This window comes from Roseomonas elaeocarpi (assembly GCF_042433915.1).
Classification (GTDB): Bacteria; Pseudomonadota; Alphaproteobacteria; order Acetobacterales; family Acetobacteraceae; genus Roseomonas; species Roseomonas elaeocarpi.
In genome coordinates this window covers 95,217-111,354 of record NZ_JBHLUN010000005.1, presented here as the reverse complement: position 1 = coordinate 111,354, position 16,138 = coordinate 95,217, and the positions used below count along the sequence as shown (strand labels likewise).

Below are 16,138 nucleotides of genomic sequence, written 5' to 3'. Positions count from 1 at the left end.
TTGAACCTGGCCGCGTCGCCCCCACGGGGGCTGGCGATCTTCGCCCTCGCCTGGCTGCTGCTGATCGGCGCGGCGCCCCTGCTGCGCCTGCTGGCCGAGGTGTCCGGACCGGCCGTCAGCCTGCTGCCGGGCGACGCGGCCGTGTGGCGCGCCACGGGCCGGACGCTGATGGTCTCCGCGGGCGCCTGCGCGGTCGCGGTGGTGCTCGGCATGGCGCTGTGCTCGCTGCTGCTGCTCCACGCCGTGCCGGGGCGCCGGGCCCTGCTGTTCCTGTGCATCCTGCCCGCGCTGATCCCGCCGCAGGTCCTGGCGCTCGCGGCCTCGCAGGCCACCGGGCCTTCCTCGCCGCTGCTGCTGGCGCTCGACCTCGCACCGCCGCTGGGAACGCCCAACCCGCTCTACGGCCCGGCCGGGATGATCGCCCTGCTCGGGCTGCAGGGCGCGCCGCTGGTGCTGCTGGCCATCTCCGCCGTGCTCCGGCGGGTTCCCGGCGAAAGCATAGCCGCGGCCCGCAGCCTCGGCAGTTCGCCGCACCGGGCGCTGCGGGAGGTCGTCTGGCCGCTGCTGCTGCCGGGCGTTCTCGCCGGGGCGGGCCTGGCCTGGATCTCGGCACTGGGCAACTTCGGCATCGCGGCCCTCCTGGGCATTCCCGCCCGCTGGGTGACGCTGCCGATCCTGGTGTGGCAGCGCCTGTCCGGCGCCGGGGCCTCCGGCCTCGCCACCGCGGCCTCGCTGTCGCTGCTGCTGGCGGCACTGGCGGTGCCGGGCCTCGTGGCGCAGCGCCTGGCGACCCGCGCCCTGCCGCTGCCCAGTGGCCGCCCCTTTGCCCCGCTCCCCGCAGGTGGTCTGGCGCGAGCACTGGCAGCGCTGCTCTGGCTCGCGCTGGCCATCGTCCTGCTGGTGCCGCTGCTGTCGCTGCTGGCCTCCTCGCTCGTGCCGGCGCTGGGCGTGCCGATTTCGGGCAACAGCGCCACGGCGCAGCACTGGCGCGCCGCCTTCGCGCCTGGCTCGCAAACGCTGGCGGCGCTGCGGAACTCCCTCCTGCTCTCGGCCGGGGCGGCGCTGGCGCTGGCCGCGGCGTCGCTGCCGGTGGCGCTGGCCCTGCGCGGGCGCGCGGTGCGGCTCGGGGCGGCCAGCGTGGACTTCTCCTACGCCCTGCCGGGTGCCTGCACGGCCGTGGCGGTGCTGCTGCTGGCGCTCTCGACCCCGCTGGGCGCCTGGAGCTACGGCACGATCGGGCTGATCCTGTTCGCCTACCTCGCGCGGTTCCAGGCTATGGCGCTGCGGCCCGTGGCCGCCGCGGCGGCGCGGCTGGACCCTTCGCTCGACGACGCGGCGCGCGGGCTGGGCGCCAGCCTCTGGCAGCGCCTGCGAGAGGTACACCTGCCGCCCTTGGCGCCCGGCCTGGCCGCCGGCGCCATCCTGGTTGCGCTGCAGGCGGTGAACGAGGTCACCATGTCCACCCTGCTGCACGGGCCCGGCACGCAGACGCTCGGGGTGCTGGTGTTCAACCTCCAGGACGGCGGCGAGGGACCGCAGGCGGCGGCCGTGTCGCTGGTGGCGCTGCTGCTCGTGGGCGGGCTGATGGCGCTGGCCAGCGTGCTGGGCAAGCGGCTGCCGCAAGGAACCCTCCCCTGGTATCCATGATGGCGGGCCCGCGCGGTGTTTCGCGGAAAGCGTGTCCCGGCCCCCACGGCTTCGATCAATCGTGGATTGAAGCGAATGCAGCGGATTGCCGCCTTGCCTTGAGACGGATTATGAGGTGGCTCCGAGTTTCCTGACGAGATGTCGATGAAGAAGATCGCGTTCGCGCTGCTGGTTGCGCTGGCCGGCTGCGCCACTCCCAAGCCGCCCGCGCCCCCCGCGCCGGTCGACCCGCTCGAGGCCTATCGCCCGGCCTGCAAGGAGCGCTGGCACACCACCTACGCCATCGAGAAGTGCGCGCAGGAACAGCTCGACACCAAGAACGGCCTGCCGCCCGTGGACGCCGAGCCGCCTGCCGCGACGCCGGCCGCCGCGACGCCGAGCAAGCCTGCCACCACCACGCGCAGCAGCCGTCCGGCCGCGCGCAGCCGTTCCAGCCGCTGAGCTGAGGACCGACGCCGTCCCATCGGGACGGCGCTTCCGGCCAGGACGCCCGGTGTTCCTGGCCTGAGCCGCTGCCAGACCCGGCAGCGGCGGGGAAGATGGTTTGAGCCACCTTCCCCCGGCGGGCTTCAGCCCCGCTTCGCGCCCTGCAGCGCCATCCAGACCTTCTCGGGCGTCGCCGGCATCTCCACCGTCGCGGCACCCGCATGGCCCAGCGCGTCGTTCAGCGCGTTCATCACCGCCGGCAGCGATCCTGCGCAGCCCGCCTCGCCGCAGCCCTTGGCCCCCACCGGATTGGTGCGCGCCGGCACCGGGCGCGAGGCCGTGACGATGGCGGGCAGGTCCTCGGCGCGCGGCAGGGCGTAGTCCATGAACGAGGCCGACAGGATCTGGCCGCCCTCGTCGTAGCTCACCCGCTCCATCAGCGCCTGGCCCATGCCCTGGGCGATGCCGCCGTGGATCTGGCCCTGCACCATCATCGGGTTCACCTCGACGCCGAAGTCGCTGACCGCGAGGTAGCGCACCAGCTGGACCTGGCCGGTCTCAGGATCGACCTCCACCTCGGCGATGTGGCAGCCATTGGGGAAGGCCATCGGCTTTTCCCCGGTGACGTGCGTCACGTCGAGCGAGCGCATCTCCTCCGGCAGCTCGGGCGCCGTGCGCATCCGGGAGGCCAGCTCCAGGATGCCCAGGCCGCGATCGGTGCCGGCGATGGTGAAGCGCCCTTCCTCGGCGTCGAACTCGATATCGGCCGCGGCCGCTTCCAGGATGTGCGAGGCCGCCTCGCGCCCCTTCTCGATCACGAGGTCGGAGGCCTCGATGATCGCGGTGCCGGAACACATCATGGAGCGCGAGCCGCCGGTGCCGCCGCCGAAGACGAGCTGGTCGGAATCGCCCTGCAGCAGCCGGATTTTGTCGAAGGGCACGCCGAGGCGCGAGCTCAGCAGCTGCGCGAAGGGCGACCAGTGGCCCTGGCCGTAGTCCAGCGTGCCGGTGACGATGGTGACGCCGCCATCCTCGTCGAAGCGGATGCCACCCATCTCCTTGCCCACGGGCGCGGTGCATTCGAGGTAGTTGCCCACCCCACGTCCGCGCAGCAGTCCGCGCGACTCGCTATCGGCGCGGCGGGCCTCGAAGCCCTCCCAGTCAGCCCGGCGCACCGCCTCGTCCAGCAGCGCCGAGAACTCGCCGCCGTCATAGGTCGAGCCGGAGGCCGCGGTGTAGGGCATCTGCTCGGGGCGGATGTGGTTGCGCCGGCGCAGCTCCAGCGGGTCGACGCCCATCTGGCGGGCCGCGGCCTCGATCAGCCGCTCCATGTAATAGTTGCCCTCGGGCCGCCCGGCGCCGCGATAAGCGGCGGTCGGGGTGATGTTGGTGAACACCGACTTGGTGTCCACCTCGATCAGCGGCGTGGCGTAGTTCGACTGGATGTTCTTCACGAAGCCCATGGTGCCCATCAGCGGCCCCACCGCCGTCAGGTAGGCACCCATGTTGGCAAGCGAGGTCAGCCGCACGGCCAGGAAGTGGCCTTCCGCGTCCAGCGCCAGCTCCGCCACCGTTTCGTGGTCGCGCCCCTGGCAGTCGGCCACGAAGGAGGCGGAGCGCTCGTCGGTCCACTTCACCGGGCGGCCGAGCTCACGCGAGGCATGCAGGATGCAGACGTGCTCGGGCGAGATGTTGCCCTTCATGCCGAAGGAGCCGCCGACATTGCCGGTCAGCACCCGCACCTTGTCCACCGGCATCTTCAGGATGTCCTCGGCCAGGCCGCGGCGGAAGCCGAACACGCCCTGCGAGCAGGTGTGGAAGGTGAAGCGGCCTTCCGCCACGTCGTATTCCGCGATGGCGGAGCGCGGTTCCATCGCTGCCACCACGACGCGGTTGTTGCGGATCGGCAGCTTCACGCGGTGCGCGGCGGTGGCGAAGGCGGCCGCCACCTTCTCCGCATCGCCGTGGTGCCAGTCGAGCACCACGTTGCCGGGCACCGAGTCGTAGAGCTGCGGAGCATCGGGCTTCACCGCATCCGAAGCCTCGGTCACGGCATCGAGCGGCTCCACGTCCAGCTCCACCGCTTCCGCCGCGTCGCGGGCCTGCGCCGAGGTTTCGGCCACCACGAAGGCCACCGGGTCGCCCACGAAGCGCACCTTGTCGGCCGCGAGCGCCTGACGCTCCGTGGACTTCAGCGGGCTGCCATCGCGGTTCTTCAGCGGCATGGCGCAGCGGATCACGCCGTAGGCGCCGAGATCGGCCGCGGTGTAGACGCCCAGCACGCCCGGCATCTCGCGCGCCGCGGCCGTGTCGATGCCGCGGATGACGCCGTGGGCGTAGGGCGAGCGGACGATCCAGGCATGGACCTGGCCCGCCACCTGAAGGTCATCGGTGTACTGACCCTCGCCCCGCAGCAGCACGGGGTCCTCGCGCCGGGCGACCGGCTGGCCCACGGCGAAGCGCATGCGTGTCGGGTCGGCAAGGTTGGTATCGGGCATGGGACGAGGCTCTCCGGCAGCAGGTCGGCTTCGGGGTCAGGTGGGTCGGTCCGGCGCGTTGCCAACCGGAACGACCTTCGGCCTCCGCCACCCGGATGCGAGCACCCAGGCTTGGCGGGACCGCCGTTGCGGAGGATGTTGCGCCCGAACGGCTCCGGGGAAAAGTGATGGATCGCGATTGGCGTGCACGGGCGGGCGCCCCCTTCACCACGCAGAAGGCCCCCGCCACCGCGAGCCGCGGCATGGTGGTGAGCAACCACCCGCTCGGCTCCGCCGCCGGGGCCGAGATGCTGGCCGCCGGCGGCAATGCCGTGGACGCCGCGATCGCCACCTTCTTCACCCTCTCGGTGGTGGAGCCGATGATGGTGGGGCTGCTGGGCGGCGGTCTTGCCCATATCCGCACGCCCGATGGCCGGCACGTGATCGTGGATGGTCTTTCCGCGGCCCCGCTCGGCGGCTCGCCCACCATGTACACGCCCATTTCGGATGAGCCCGCGCGGCGTCTGCTGGCGGAAGGGCGCGCCAACGAGATCGGCGCACTGGCGGTGGCCTCGCCGGCCGCGTTGCGGGCTTGGTGCGACATCCTCGCCCGCTACGGCACGCTGCCGCTGCGCGACGTGATGGCGCCCGCCATCCGCCACGCGGAAAAGGGCTTCACGGTCACGACCTACCTCGCCGACTGCATCGCCGACGCGGCGGGTGACCTGGGGCGTGATCCCGAGATGGCGCGCGTCTTCCTGCCCGGCGGCACACCGCTCGCGGCCGGGGCGCGGCTGGTGCAGGGCGACACCGCCGAAACCCTGCGCACGATCGCCGCGGAAGGGCCGGATGCCCTGTACGGCGGCGCGCTGGGGCGACTCGCCTGCGACTGGTTCGCCCAAAACGGCGGCGTCCTTGCCATGGCGGACTTCACGGCGACCCATCCGGTGGAGCGCGAGCCGATCCGCGCCTCCTATCGCGGTCACGAGGTCATCGGCCCGCCCGCGCCTTCCGCCGGCGGGATGCACGTGGCGCAGATGCTGAACCTGCTGGAAGGCTTCGCCCTCGGCGCCTCGGGCTCCGGCACGCCCGCCACGCTGCACCTGATCGCCGAGGCGCTGAAGCTCGCCTTCGCCGACCGCGCCATGGTCACGGCCGACCCGGCCTTTCTCCGAATCCCGGTGGAACGGCTGACCTCGAAGGCCTATGCCGCCGAGCGCCGGGCCGAGCTCGACCCTGCCCGGGCACGCGACTGGGCGCCGGGCGTGGCGCCCCTGCCCTACGAGAGCAACGACACCACCCACGTCACCACCGCCGACGCCTCGGGGATCGTGGTGACCATGACGCAGACCATCAACGGGCTGTTTGGTGCCCGGGTCCGCATCCCGGGCCTCGGGCTGACGCCCAACAACTACATGTCCAACTTCGACCCGCATCCGGGCCGCGCCCTGTCGGTGGCGCCGGGCAAGCGGGTCACCACCTCGATGATGCCGACGATCGTGCTGCGCGACGGCGCGCCCTGGTTCGCGCTGGGGCTGCCCGGCGGCCTGAAGATTTTCGGCTCCGCCATGCAGGCGGTGATCAACATGATCGACCACGGCATGACCCTGCAGGAGGCCGTGGAAGCCCCGCGCATCTGGACGCAGGGGCTGGCGCTGGAGGTCGAGGGTGGCGTCCCGGCCGAAGTGCGCGAGGCGCTGGAAGCCATGGGCCACCGCGTGGCGACGGTTCCCACCGTGGGCGGCGGCATGAACGCCGTCAGCTTCGAGGGCAGCACGCTGACCGGCGCCGCCTGCTGGCGCGCCGACGGCACACCGATGGGCATGGCCGGCGGCCTGGCGCGGCCGGGCGTGCGCTTCGTGCTGGAACAGGCGCGCCGCTGAGCCGCGATCCCGGGGGCCGGGTGGAAGGGGACTGCGCCCGTCCCACCCGGGCCGGCGCCGGCGGTAAAGGGCCGCCCGACGCAATGGCTTTCCGCCGGCGGAACTACTCGGCCCGGGCGGAAGCCTCGTCGCCCGCCGCGCCGGACGGCACCTCCCCGGCTTCCTCCGGATCGGGCCGCCCCCGGCGCATCCGGCCGCGCGACAGCTCCGTCACCACGCCGTGCAGGGTGCGCAGCTCCTGCTCCGTCACCTCGCCGCGCTGAAACCAGTGGCGGAGATTGCGCACCATCACCGGCCGCTTCTGGTGGTTGTCCAGGAAGCCCGCCGCGTCGAGCTCCCCGGTCAGGCGATCAAGAAAAATCTCCAGCTCCCGCTTCGTGGCGACGTGCGTCTCGTTGGTCATCAGTGAGCGCGGCGGCGTTTCCTCGCGCGCCGTCCACCACTCGTAAGCCAGCACCATGACCGCCTGGCCCAGGTTCAGCGACATGTGCGCCGGGTTCAGCGGATAGCGCACCAGCGTGTCGGCATGGGCCATATCCTCGTTGTCGAGGCCCGCGCGCTCCGGCCCGAACAGCACGGCGGCCCGCAGGCCACGGCCGTTGATCTCATGGAGGTCCTCGGCGGCGGCGCGGGCGGTGCGCAGCGGCACCACGATGTGCCGCGGCCGCGGGCAGGTCGCGAAGACGCGCTGGCAGTCGGCCACCGCATCCGCCACGGTCGGGTGGATCGTGGCGGCGTCGAGGATGCGCGCGGCGCCGGAGGAGGCGATCCAGGCGCGCTCCTGCGGCCAGCCGTCGCGCGGCGCCACGAGGCGGAGGTGGAACAGCCCGCCATTGGCCATGGCCCGCGCCACGGCGCCGATGTTCTCGGCCAGCTGCGGCCGCACCAGCACCACGATCGGCGTTTCGCCCGGCAAGGGTTGCAGATCGGCGCCGCCGTCTCGTCCCGTCATCTCTCGTACCTCGTTCACGCAGTCGCCCCCGTCATCCGGCGGCGGTGACGGTTGGCGCGCGTCCATGCGTCCGCGCCGCCCACGAAGCAAGAGGAGATCGAGGGATCAGGGCAGGCGCTGGCGAATACGCTCCATCTCCGCGATTTCGCGTTCCTGGGCGGCGATGACCTCCTGCGCCAGGCGCCGGACCTCCGGGTCCTTGCCGTATTGCAGGGCGACCCGCGCCATCTTCACCGCCGCGCGGTGGTGCGGGATCATGCCAGCGATGAAGTCCTTATCCGGGTCGCCGGTATAGGGCATCTCCATCATCCCGTGCATCTCGGCCGCCGCCTCGCGATAGGCGCGGGTGCTCGGGGCCTCGCCGGCCGGCGCGGGCGCGCTTCCCATCGGCTCCATCGTGCCGTGGTCGGCGTGCTGCGCCAGCGCCGGCGCAGCCAGCAGCAGGCCGCCCAGCATCAGCGTCGAGGGTTTCATGGCGCATCTCTCCCGGAACCAAGCTTCCGGGATGTGGCATCCTTCCCGCGCAGGGAAGGCAAGAGGCTTCCCGCAGCCCCTGTCCGCCGGCGCGCGGAACGGCGCTCAACCCAGCGCGAGGCGCAGGTTCAGCCCGCCGCGCCGCGGGTCGCGGTGTCCAGCGCCAGCAGCCGCGTGCTCGCGCAGATGAACAGGCGCGACCCATCCTCGCCGCCGAAGGCGAGATTGCCGACCAGCCCTTGCTTGCCCTCGCCCACGGGGATGAGGCCCAGCCGCTTGCCGTCAGGCGCCCGCACCTCGATCCCGACGCCGGAGGAGCACCAGAGATTGCCGTCACGGTCCACGCGGAACCCGTCCACCATCCCGTGCTCGGCCTTGAACAGGAAGCGGCGGTCCCGCAGCTTGCCGTCCGAACCGACCGTATGGGCGAAGACGCCGAGCGGCCCCGGCCCGTCGCCGCCGGCACTCTCGGACACGTAGAGCACGCTCTCGTCCGGCGAGAAGGCGATGCCGTTGGGCTGGATGAAATCGCCACTCACGACCTCCAGCGCCTCGGTCACCGGGTCGAAGCGGTACACGTAGCTATGCGCGAGCTCGAGCGCGTTGCCATAGCTTTCTTCCACCTGGGTCAGGCCATAGACCGGGTCGGTGAACCAGATCGTGCCGTCGCGCTTCACCGTCAGGTCGTTGGGCGAGTTCAGCCGCTTGCCCTCGTAGCGCTCCACCAGCACGGCGCGGTTGCTGCCGTCGGCCTCGGTGCGGCTGATGCAGCGCGTGCCGTGCTCGGCCAACACGACCCGGCCATCGGGCGTCAGGGCATGGCCGTTGCTGTGCGCCGCGGGCGATCGCCGCACCCGCACCCCGGAGGGCTGCCAGAGCATCTCGGCGTCGGCCCGAACGTCGCTGAACACGAGGCCCTGCCCGGGAACCCAGACCGGCCCTTCCGCCCATTTCAGACCCTCGGCCAGCACCAGCAGGCGCGCGTCGGGCCGCAGCAGGGCGCGCAGCCGCTCATCCTCGATCCGCGGCTGCAGCGAGGATGGGGACGATCCCTGCGCCGAGGCGGTGCTGTAGAACAGGCCGGAACCCAGCGCCGTTCCGAGAAGGTGTCTGCGATCGAGGGGCATCGGCGTCTCCGGTCGGTCGGTCGGGCAGCACCGGCTGCCCTGCCGACGTAAACGCCGCAGCGGCGGGGAGTTGTCCCCGAAACCGCCCGGTCCGCTACCCGACGCACCGCGCCGGCTGACGCCTCAGGACCGGCGCCAGGTCGTGCCGCCGGCGCCATCCTCCAGCACCACGCCGCGCATCGTCAGCTCGTCGCGGATGCGGTCGGCCTCGGCCCAGTTGCGCGCCTTGCGGGCGGCAAGGCGCGCGGCGATGGCGGCCTCGATCTCGGCCGTGTCGTCCACGCCGCCGTCGCCGCCATGGCGCCAGGCCACCGGATCGGCGGAGAGCAGCCCGAGCACGCCCGCGGCCTCGCGCAGCGCCGCCGCGGCCACGGCGGCGGAAGGCGCCTCAGCGCGCCCCATCCGCCCCAGCACCACGGTGGCGGAACCGCCGACGGCACCGATATTGGCCAGCGTGCGCAGGTCGCGCAGCCGGGCCAGCGCCAGCGGCGTGTTCAGGTCGTCGGCCAGCGGCTCCAGCGCCCAGTCGGCCAGCGACTTCACCTCGTCCAGGTCGTCGAGCGGCGCCCCCGCCGGCACCCGCGCCAACAGCGCGTAGAAGTCGTCGAGCTCGGCCCGCGCCTCTTCCAGCCGTTCCTGCGAGTGGTCAATCTCGGAGCGGTAATGCGTGCGCAGCAGCACCAGCCGGAAGGCCTCGCCCGCCCAGGCACCGTGCGCGAGGATGTCGCGCACGGTCAGGAAGTTGCCGAGCGACTTCGACATCTTCTCGCCGTTCACGCGCAGCATGCCGTTGTGCATCCAGAAATGCGCGAAATGGCTGCCGGGAAAGGCGCAGCAGCTCTGCGCCAGCTCGTTCTCGTGGTGCGGGAACAGCAGGTCCTGCCCGCCGCCGTGGATGTCGAACTCCTCGCCCAGGAACTTCCACGACATGGCGGAGCACTCGATGTGCCAGCCCGGCCGCCCACGGCCCCAGGGACTGTCCCAGCCCGGCGTCTCGCTGTCGGAGGGCTTCCACAGCACGAAGTCGCCCGGGTTGCGCTTGTAGGGCGCGACCTCGACGCGGGCGCCGGCCAGCATCTCCTCCGGATCGCGGCCCGACAGCCTGCCGTACTCGGCGAAAGCGGACACGGCGAAGAGCACGTGCCCTTCCGCCACGTAGGCGTAGTCGTTGGCGATCAGCCGCTCGATGATCGCGATCATCTCCGGGATCGTCTCGGTGGCGCGCGGCTCGTGGTCGGGCGGCAGGCAGTTCAGCGCCGCCATGTCGGCGTGGAAATCCGCGGCCGTGCGCGCGGTGATCGCCGAGATCGGCTCTCCCGTTTCGCGGGAGCGCGCGTTGATCTTGTCGTCCACGTCCGTGATGTTGCGGGCGTAGGTCACGCGCGGAAACACGCGGCGCAGGTAGCGGGTCAGCACGTCGAACACCACCACCGGACGCGCGTTGCCCAGGTGCGCCAGGTCATAGACCGTGGGGCCGCAAACGTAGACGCGCACGTTGTCCGGGTCGATCGGCGTGAACTCGACCTTGCGCCGGCGGGCGCTGTCGTGAAGCTGGATCTGCATCGTTCTCGAAACTCAACCCGCAGAGGCGGTGAGCCGCGTCAGGGCGCGCTCGCGCCCGATCAGCGGCAGAAGGGCCTTGAGGTCGGGCCCGTGTTCCTCGCCGGTCAGCGCCCGGCGCAGCGGCCAGAACAGCACGCGGCCCTTGCGCCCCGTCCGCTCCGCCAGCGCCGCCGTCCATCGCGACCAGGTGTCATCGCCCCAGGGCTCCTCCGGCAGGGTGGCAATGGCGTCTCGCAGGAACGCCGCCTCCTCCGCCTGAACCGGTGGTACAACATCGCCTTCGGCGATATCCAGCCAATCCTGCGCCTCGGCCAGGGTATCGAGGTTGCCGCGCACCGCCAGCCAGAAGCGCTCCGTGGCACCCGAAGGCAGGCGCTCGCGCACCGCGGCGAAGTCCAGCCCGTGCAGGTACTTGCGGTTCAGCGCCATCATCTGGCGCGGGTCGAAGCGCGCGGCGGAGCGCGACACGCGCCCCATGTCCCACACCTGGACCAGATCGGCCGGCATGGCCGGCACCGGGTCGGTGGAGGTGCCCAGGGTGGCGAGGTAGCCCGCCAGCGCCGCCGGCTCGATCCCGTCGCGCCGGAACTGGCGCAGCGACACGCTGTTGAGCCGCTTGCTCAGCGGCGAGCCTTCGGCATCCACCAGCAGCGGCAGGTGGGCGAAGCGCATCTCCCGCCGCAAGCCCAGCGCCGCCATGATGTCGAGCTGGATGCCGGTGTTGGTGACGTGGTCCTCGCCCCGGATGATGTCGGTCACCCCGGTCTCGATGTCGTCCACCACCGAGGTGAAGGTGTAAAGGAAGGTCCCGTCGGCGCGCACCAGCACGGGGTCGGAGATGGCGGGCAGCTTCACCCGCCGGTCGCCCAGCACGCCATCCTTCCAGCTGACCTCGCCGTTGGACAGCTTGAAGCGCCAGTAGGGCTGCTTTCCGTTCGCTTCCGCCTTGGCCAGCTGCTCCGCCGTCATCTTCAGCGCGGCGCGGTCATAGACCGGCGGCTTGTTCTGCCGGCGGCGCTGCTCGCGCTTGAACTCCAGCTCCTCCTCGCTCTCGAGGCAAGGATAGAGCCGCCCCTGGGCCTTCAGCTTCTCGGCGGCCGCGGCGTAGTTCGCGGTGCGGTCGGACTGCCGGAAGGACTGGTCCCAGTCGAGGCCCAGCCAGCGCAGGTCCTCCTCGATGGCGCGGGCGTATTCCGGCTTGGAACGCGCGGTGTCGGTGTCGTCGAGGCGCAGCACGAAGCGGCCGCCCGCCTTGCGCGCCACCAGCCAGTTGGCGAGCGCGGCGCGGGCATTGCCGACGTGGATGTAGCCCGTGGGGCTGGGTGCGAAGCGGACCTTCATGCCTCGCCGTCCTCCTCGTCATCCTCGGCGTTGATGCGGCGCGGGTCGAGGGCGCGCCAGTTGCGCTCCTCGGCATCCGTGGGGCGACGCTCACTGAAGGACCGCACCTCGGCGCCGCTGGTCCAGCCCTCGCCGCCGGCGCCCAGCACATCCGCATCCTCGCCGAAGGCGAACCAGGCGGCCAGAACGTCGTCGGCCGACATGCCGGGGGAGCGGCAGCGTTCCACCGAATCCCGCACGTAGCGGCGCGCGAAGGCGTTGGCGTGGGTCAGGCTTTCGAAGCCGCGCACGGTCTCGACCGGTTCGGCGCCGTTGCCGCCCGACAGGTCGCGGATGCGGACGGCGTAGCCGCCCTCGGGGGAGAAAAGGTCGCTCATGGGAAAGCGGTCGTGGATCCGTTGGTGATGGGGGAACGCCAGTCGTGCCCGAAAGCATGCGGACCGAGTTTCAGCCCCGGCGGCGCCGTGCGGCGCTTGTAGGCGCCCCGGTCCAGCGCGCGCCAGAGCCGTTGCACTTCCGCCGCCTCATGCCCGTCCCGCGCCGGCGCGTCCACCCCTGCCCCGCCCTCGATCATCGCCCGCAGCCGCCGGTCGGTTGCATCCGGCACCAGCGTGGCGAGGCTCGTCTCCGGCACCAGCGTCCCCTCGGGGTCGCGCCAGCGGACCAGCGCCCGCAGATCCGCGTCGAGCAGGTCCGCCAGCAGGTCGAAGCCGCCCGCCGCCGGCCCGGTGCCCAGCGCCAGGTCGGTCTTGCTGCGCCCGGTAAGCAGGAGCCGCCCTTCCGCCCCGGCTTCGCCCTCCAGCACGAGCGCCTCCAGCGCCGCGGGATCGAGGCCCGGCAACCCGGCATGGCGCCGCCGCACCGCGATGCCTAGCCCCCGCGCCATCGCCTCGCCCCGGTTCTCCGGCGCCGCGGGCGGGGCGAAGCGCAGCGCCGCCACCGCCTCCGCCCCGAGCGCCTCGACCGCACGGAGCAGCAGCAGCAGGTCGGCCGGCCGATCCGAGAGCGGCAGCAGCACGCCGCGGAAGCCGTTCTTGCGGAGGTGGCCGAGAAGCGCGGTTCCCGTCGCCTCCCACCACAGCGCTTCCTCAGCCGGCAGGGACGGCAGCGGATGCGGCAGGACGCGCCAGCCCGAACCCTCCTCCACCCAGTCGGTGATCCCCAGCGCCTCGCGCAGCAGCGGCAGGCGCCAGCGCAGCGCCCGGTCCGCGTCCAGCGCGAAGGAGCCGCCGGCGAAAACCAGCCCGTCTTGCCCGCCCACCCCGGCCGCCACGAGCATCGGCAACCCGCTTTCCACCACCGGCGGCACCGCCTCGTCGATCCGCCGCTCGGTCGCGGCGCGGCCGAGGAAGGGGCGTGCTTCCATCCCCAGCAGGATCTCCGCCCCGCTCTCAGCCAGGGTTTCCGCCACGGCCACCGAAGCTGCGTCGGCACCCACCATCAGGCCGAGCCGGATGCCCCGGAAGCTCAACGGCCCCGGGGCGGGGCCGGCGACGAGAAAGCGGCGCTCGTCGGTCAGGGCGGCGGGCGGGAATTCGTGGCGCAGCCGTCGCCCCCGGACCTCCCCGCCATCCAGCAGGAAGGCGGCATCGAAGACTGACCCGACGAGCGAGCCCGATCCGTCACGATCGCGGCCGGTTCCGCCGGGAGCATCCCCCCGAACAGGGCTTCCCGCGGACCGCGCCGACCCGGCCGGCGCGTCGCGCCAGGGGGCGCCCGCCACGATCCCCGGGCGCCCGCCCGCGGTGGCGGCGGCGAGCCGCTCCAGCGCGGCCTCGCGCCGCCGTAGCAGATCGGGCCGGCACAGCAGCGGCTCGGGCGGAAAGCCCGTGACCGACAGCGCCGGTGTCAGCAGCAGATCCGCCCCAGCCGCCGTGGCCTCGGCATGCAGGGTCAGGAGCCTGTCGGTGTTCGCCTCGATGGCGCCCAGGTGCGGATCGAACTGCGCCACCGCGATGCGGAGCCTGCGGGCAACAACCATGGGACGGGTTTAGAACACTCCGCCGCCGGCCGGAATTCGCGGCCTCAGCGCCGGGCGGCGCCGAAGCTGCCCAGCACCCCGAACAGGATCCCCGCCGACACCAGCGCCACCCCGGCGAGGCCGGCCAGCCCCGGCGGCTCCCCCAGGAGGGGCCAGGCCGCCAGCGTGGCGAGCGCCGGCACCAGCGCGGTGACCGTGGTGGCGGTGCCGGCGCCCAGCGCGTTCACCGCGCGGGTGAACAGGAAGCTCGCCAGCAGCGCGGCCACGAAGCCTTGGTACACGAACTGCAGCGCGACGGCGCCGGACCCGGCCTCCGCCACGCGGCTCGGCAGCAGCAGCCACCAGATCGGCAGGTAGAAGAAGGCCGGCCAAAGGGCCACCGACAGCACTGCCGTCAGCGCCGGCACCCGCCAGTGCCGCACCAGCAGCGTGTAGACGGACCAGAACACCGCCGCGAGCACGAAGAGCCCGTCGCCGATCCAGGCCCCCAGATGATCGCCCAGCGTGGCCGCCGCCAGCAGCACGATGCCCGCGGCCACCACCGCCAGCGAGATCAGGCGCCGCGCGCCCCAGCGTTCCCCCAGCACGACGGCGGCCAGCGCCGCGGTGACGAAGGGCAGCATGCCGATTAGCATCACCCCGGAATGCGAAGTCGGCGCCCAGTGGAAGGCGGCATAAACCGGCAGCGCGTAGCCGAGGCCCGCCGAGGCCGCCAACGCCAGGCCGCGCCGGACTGGCAGCCGAGGCCAGCCCCGCAGCAGCACGATCGGCAGGGCGCCCAGGAAACTGCCAGCGAAGCGCAGTGCCGCCATGTCCCAGGAGGTCAGGGCTTGCCGCGTCGCCAGCCGTCCGGACAGGAGGAAGCCCGTCCAGGCCACGAGCACGCCCAGCGCGCAGAGCAGCCCGATCCGCCGCTCCCGCGCGGCGGCCTCGTCGGGCGGGGGCTGGGTCACGGTCTGGTCAGGCATCGGGCGGCACACTGCGCAGCCCGGGCGCGCCTGTCCACCGGCGCACCCCGGCACCACCCGGGACGCTGTCGCTCAGCCTTTCGCCACGCGGCGTCCGGCGCGGACACGGCACGGACCCTTTGCCTCACCCAGCACGCCGTCGCTCAGTCCATGACCACGCGGCGTCCGGCGCGGCCGCAACACCGCCCCCCTTGCCTCACACGCCCCGGGTGCCTGAGATGGCGCGCATGAGCGCCAGCCGTCCCAGCCTGTCCACCGGTGACTTCGTCGCCGCCCTGTCCCTGCCGGACGCGGCGGGCGAGAGCTGGGACCTGTCCCAGCAATCCATCGCGCACCTGCACCGGGTGCTGGTCTTCTCGCCCCTGCCCGACCCTTCGGCGCTGGCCGCCGCCGAGACGCGGGCGCGCGAGAACGGCGCCATGCTGGTGCTGATCCTGGCCGCCGCCCCCGATGGCGGCCCCGACGCCGCCCCGCCCCGCCTCTTCGACCCGGAGTCGCAGCTGAGCCAGATGCTGGGGCTGAGCCGCGGCGGCTGCGCGGTGCTGACCGCGCGCGGCAAGATCGGCTTCGTGGGCGACGGGCCGGAGGCGCTGGAGGAAGCGCTGGAGTCCCTGCCGCCCGTGGCACCATCGGTGCTGCGCTCGGTGCCGGCGCCGGTGCTGATCATCCCGGAGATCCTGGAGCCCGCCCTGGTCTCGACGCTGCTGCGCCATTGGCAGAAGGGCGAGAAGACGCGCGACCGGGTGGCCAGCGCCGAGGGTGCCGCCGCCACCGGTTCGGGCATCAAGCGGCGCACCGATGTCGGCCTCGACGACCGTACCCTCTACGAGACCTTTGCCGAGCGCCTGAAGCGCCGTGTCCTGCCCGAGATGATGCGCGCCTTCCGCTTCCGCGCCGCGAGCTTCGAGCCGCCGCGCATCGGCTGCTACGACGCCGCCGATGCCGGGGCCTTCGGGGCGCACCGAGACAACCGGACGCCCTTCACGCGCCATCGCCGCTTCGCGCTCAGCCTCAACCTCAACACCCATGGCAGCGACTACGAGGGCGGCACTCTGTGCTTCCCGGAGTTCGGCCCGGACCGCTACGCGCCCGAAGCGGGCGGCGGCGCGGTGTTCTGCTGCGACCTGCTGCACGAGGCGCAGCCCGTCACGCGCGGCCGGCGCTTCGCGATCTTCACCTTCTTCACCGATGCGGAGGGCGCCCAGGCGGAACAGGCGCTGATCCGTAGCCGCACCGCCGCGGGCGAGGGCGGCATGGCCCTGCGCTGACCGCCGGGACCGGGGTGGGCGGCGCCAAGGC

At 72.7% G+C, this 16,138-nt stretch carries 13 protein-coding genes; 4 read left to right on the top strand and 9 right to left on the bottom strand.

Annotated features, from left to right (window positions below; translation table 11 throughout):
- Together ACFFGY_RS06005 and ACFFGY_RS06000 are read left to right on the top strand one after the other, a co-directional pair.
- A complete protein-coding gene (locus ACFFGY_RS06005) occupies positions 1-1,647 on the top strand; it encodes an ABC transporter permease (RefSeq protein WP_377043522.1) in 1,647 nt (548 codons plus the stop codon).
- A 144-nt stretch (positions 1,648-1,791) separates the two neighbouring features.
- On the top strand, positions 1,792-2,088 hold the full coding sequence (locus ACFFGY_RS06000; protein ID WP_377043521.1) for a hypothetical protein: 297 nt from the start codon (positions 1,792-1,794) through the stop codon (positions 2,086-2,088).
- A gap of 128 nt (positions 2,089-2,216) precedes the next feature.
- Here the strand turns inward: ACFFGY_RS06000 and ACFFGY_RS05995 are convergent, their stop codons facing one another.
- Positions 2,217-4,571, bottom strand: a complete 2,355-nt coding sequence (locus ACFFGY_RS05995) for a xanthine dehydrogenase family protein molybdopterin-binding subunit (protein ID WP_377043520.1) — start codon at positions 4,569-4,571, stop codon at positions 2,217-2,219.
- Between the two features lie 167 nt (positions 4,572-4,738).
- Here ACFFGY_RS05995 and ggt point away from each other — a divergent pair, with 167 nt between their 5' ends.
- Positions 4,739-6,433: a gamma-glutamyltransferase gene (gene ggt / locus ACFFGY_RS05990; protein ID WP_377043519.1), complete on the top strand. Its 1,695-nt coding sequence runs from the start codon at positions 4,739-4,741 to the stop codon at positions 6,431-6,433.
- A 103-nt stretch (positions 6,434-6,536) separates the two neighbouring features.
- On the opposite strand, the gene ACFFGY_RS05985 is transcribed toward ggt, so the two are convergent.
- The 8 genes from ACFFGY_RS05985 to ACFFGY_RS05950 form a co-directional block, all read right to left on the bottom strand.
- Positions 6,537-7,385, bottom strand: coding sequence for an RNA methyltransferase (locus tag ACFFGY_RS05985; protein WP_377043518.1), 849 nt, complete (start codon positions 7,383-7,385; stop codon positions 6,537-6,539).
- A 105-nt stretch (positions 7,386-7,490) separates the two neighbouring features.
- Positions 7,491-7,859, bottom strand: coding sequence for a CopM family metallochaperone (gene copM, locus ACFFGY_RS05980; RefSeq protein WP_377043517.1), 369 nt, complete (start codon positions 7,857-7,859; stop codon positions 7,491-7,493).
- 128 nt (positions 7,860-7,987) lie between these two features.
- Complete coding sequence (locus ACFFGY_RS05975) at positions 7,988-8,986, bottom strand: SMP-30/gluconolactonase/LRE family protein (protein WP_377043516.1); 999 nt, start codon at positions 8,984-8,986, stop codon at positions 7,988-7,990.
- Between the two features lie 123 nt (positions 8,987-9,109).
- Positions 9,110-10,549, bottom strand: coding sequence for a cysteine--tRNA ligase (gene cysS, locus ACFFGY_RS05970; RefSeq protein ID WP_377043515.1), 1,440 nt, complete (start codon positions 10,547-10,549; stop codon positions 9,110-9,112).
- Positions 10,550-10,561: 12 nt separating this feature from the next.
- Positions 10,562-11,890, bottom strand: a complete 1,329-nt coding sequence (gltX, locus tag ACFFGY_RS05965) for a glutamate--tRNA ligase (RefSeq protein WP_377043514.1) — start codon at positions 11,888-11,890, stop codon at positions 10,562-10,564.
- On the bottom strand, positions 11,887-12,267 hold the full coding sequence (locus tag ACFFGY_RS05960; RefSeq protein WP_377043513.1) for a hypothetical protein: 381 nt from the start codon (positions 12,265-12,267) through the stop codon (positions 11,887-11,889). Before ACFFGY_RS05960 ends, gltX begins: the two co-directional genes overlap by 4 nt.
- The gene (locus ACFFGY_RS05955; RefSeq protein WP_377043512.1) at positions 12,264-13,871 is read right to left on the bottom strand and encodes a nitrilase-related carbon-nitrogen hydrolase; all 1,608 of its coding nucleotides are present in this window, start codon (positions 13,869-13,871) and stop codon (positions 12,264-12,266) included. The genes ACFFGY_RS05960 and ACFFGY_RS05955 overlap by 4 nt, the downstream gene beginning before the upstream one ends.
- A gap of 44 nt (positions 13,872-13,915) precedes the next feature.
- Entirely contained in the window at positions 13,916-14,839 is a 924-nt protein-coding gene (locus ACFFGY_RS05950) for a DMT family transporter (protein ID WP_377043511.1), read from the bottom strand.
- 227 nt (positions 14,840-15,066) lie between these two features.
- On the opposite strand from ACFFGY_RS05950, the gene ACFFGY_RS05945 reads away from it, so the two are divergent.
- Positions 15,067-16,107, top strand: a complete 1,041-nt coding sequence (locus ACFFGY_RS05945) for a 2OG-Fe(II) oxygenase family protein (RefSeq protein WP_377043510.1) — start codon at positions 15,067-15,069, stop codon at positions 16,105-16,107.
- Positions 16,108-16,138: the final 31 nt, after the last annotated feature.